This window comes from Limnospira sp. PMC 1279.21 (assembly GCF_032349615.1).
Classification (GTDB): Bacteria; Cyanobacteriota; Cyanobacteriia; order Cyanobacteriales; family Microcoleaceae; genus Limnospira; species Limnospira fusiformis.
Genome location: NZ_JARPLU010000326.1, coordinates 1 through 2,421, shown reverse-complemented (window position 1 = coordinate 2,421; position 2,421 = coordinate 1). Strand labels below are relative to the sequence as shown.

Genomic DNA, 2,421 nt, shown 5'->3' with positions numbered 1-2,421 from the left:
GTTGCGATACCATGCACCCTCACTGAGGAAATGCACTTTCACTTCATGGTTGAAATCTAATGTTAGTTTACTCAAATCTAGCTGACGACTAGAAACAAATGAGGGGTCTAGGGCTTGATATTCGGTGTGGATATAGTCATTAAAAACACCGGAGTTAATCAGCCCTTGAAAGTGTTCATCGGCTCGTTGAATAGTGAATGCAGCAGCGGAACCAGCAACGGCTAGGGTAGTTGTGACGGCTGTAAATGCTGCAAGGATTGTGGATTTCATGGGGGTTGGTCTCCGTAAGTTTTAAGATAGCAGTTCAGTAAGATGCGAGTCCTGGAAGATTCATAACTTTTTAGCTGATGACTCTATTATGGAAAAGTTATCAGTTCTTTGTCCAGCCAAATTGGCAATCTTTACTAAATCTTTAAATAATTTATTTGTTTTATAAAGATTATGCAAATTTTTTAGTGAAAATACGGAGATTTTGGGGGGGATATCCCCCCCAGGGGGGTATAAATAATCGCTCATAAAAACTCCCTCACCCCCCTCTGTCCCTGTGGTATAGGGAGCCATAGAAGGAGGAGAGGGTTAGGATAAAGGATAAACTGCTATATTGAACTGAAATCAGATCTCCTATTTCTCGATTTTGGCGACCTCTAGTAGGGTCTTGAGTAGAGAATCAGGGTTGAGGCTAATTGAATCAATCCCTAAGTTTACCAAAAATCGGATAAATTCAGGATAATCACTGGGGGCTTGACCACAAATACCAATCTTGCGATCGTAACGTTTCGCCGTTTGAATGACCATTTTAATCATGCGCTTAACGGCTTCGTCGCGTTCATCAAAAATGTGGGCTACCAGTCCGTAATCACGATCTAAACCGAGAGTTAACTGAGTTAAATCATTGGAACCGATAGAAAAACCATCAAACACCTGGCAAAATTTATCAGCCAATAAAACATTGCTGGGTAACTCACACATGACATAAACTTGCAGACTATTTTCGCCGCGTTTTAAGCCATGTTTTGCCATTTCTGCTAAGACCTGCTGACCCTCTTCGGGGGTGCGACAGAAAGGAATCATGGGAATGACATTAGCTAATCCCATTTCATCGCGAACCCGCTTGATCGCTTGACATTCCAAGGCGAAGGCTGGGCGATATTTGGGGTCAGTATACCGAGACGCACCCCGCCAACCAATCATGGGGTTTTCTTCGAGGGGTTCAAATTGTCGCCCTCCCAGCAAATTGGCGTATTCGTTACTTTTTAAATCACTCATGCGTACAATGACGGGTTTGGGATAAAAAGCAGCAGCAATAGTGCCAATTCCTTGGGCGAGTTGACTAACAAAATAGTCGGGTTTGCTATTAAATCCGGCGGTGAGTCTGTCAATTTCCTGGCGCGCGGTTTCATCTTGGAGTTGGTAAAAGTTAATTAAGGCGAGGGGATGGACTCGGATCTGATTAGCAATGATAAATTCTAGTCGCGCTAGTCCTACGCCGTCACAGGGTTGAGAAGCAAGGCTAAAGGCTTCGGCTGGGTTGCCAATATTGAGTAAAATTTGGGTGCGGGTTTTGGGTAAATCGTCTAATACGGTTTTGGCGATCGCAAAAGGTACTAAACCCTGATAGACTTTACCGACTTCGCCTTCGGCGCAGGAAACGGTTACGGCTTGACCGGTGCGTAAGATATCGGTAGCATTACCACAGCCGACAATGGCGGGAATGCCCATTTCTCGCGCAATAATCGCCGCATGACAGGTGCGACCGCCGGAGTTGGTAATAATGGCGGAGGCTTTTTTCATAATTGGTTCCCAGTCGGGGTCTGTTTTTTGGGTAACTAAAATTTCGCCGGGTTTAAATTCATGAATGCGCTGGACATTAAGCAAAACGCGGGTTTTACCTTGACCAATACGATCGCCTACAGCGCGACCCTCGACTAAGACTTCTGCTGTACCTTGGAGGTGATATTGTTGCCAAATGCGATCGGACTTTTGAGATTGGACTGTTTCGGGACGCGCCTGGACAATAAATAATTCCCCAGTTTGGCCGTCTTTCGCCCATTCAATGTCCATGGGGGAATAACAGCCCCGAATTTGGTTATAGTGATCTTCGATAATTTGCGCCCATTTAGCCAGCTTGAGAATTTCCTCATCACTTAGGGCAAATTTTTGTTTTTCGGTTTCTGGGACGGGAATAAGGCGGGTAGCTTCCTGGCGATCGTAAACCATTTTCACGGCTTTACTACCCAGACGCTTGGCGATAATGGGTCGAAAACCCTCCCGCAACATGGGTTTAAATACCATGAATTCATCAGGGTTGACAGTCCCTTGGACTATGGTTTCCCCTAAGCCATAGGCGGCGGTAATGATGACGGCATTTTTGAATCCGGTTTCTGTATCAATTGAGAACATTACCCCGGAAGTGGCTAGGTC

1 protein-coding gene and 1 pseudogene are annotated in these 2,421 nt (G+C 45.3%); both read right to left on the bottom strand.

The features are described from left to right. Positions 1 to 270 (bottom strand): annotated as a pseudogene (locus P5683_RS24150) (PEP-CTERM sorting domain-containing protein); the annotation flags it as partial. A gap of 351 nt (positions 271 to 621) precedes the next feature. Further along, on the bottom strand, positions 622 to 2,421 hold a 1,800-nt coding region (gene ppsA / locus P5683_RS24145), incomplete at its 5' end, for a phosphoenolpyruvate synthase (protein WP_315641153.1).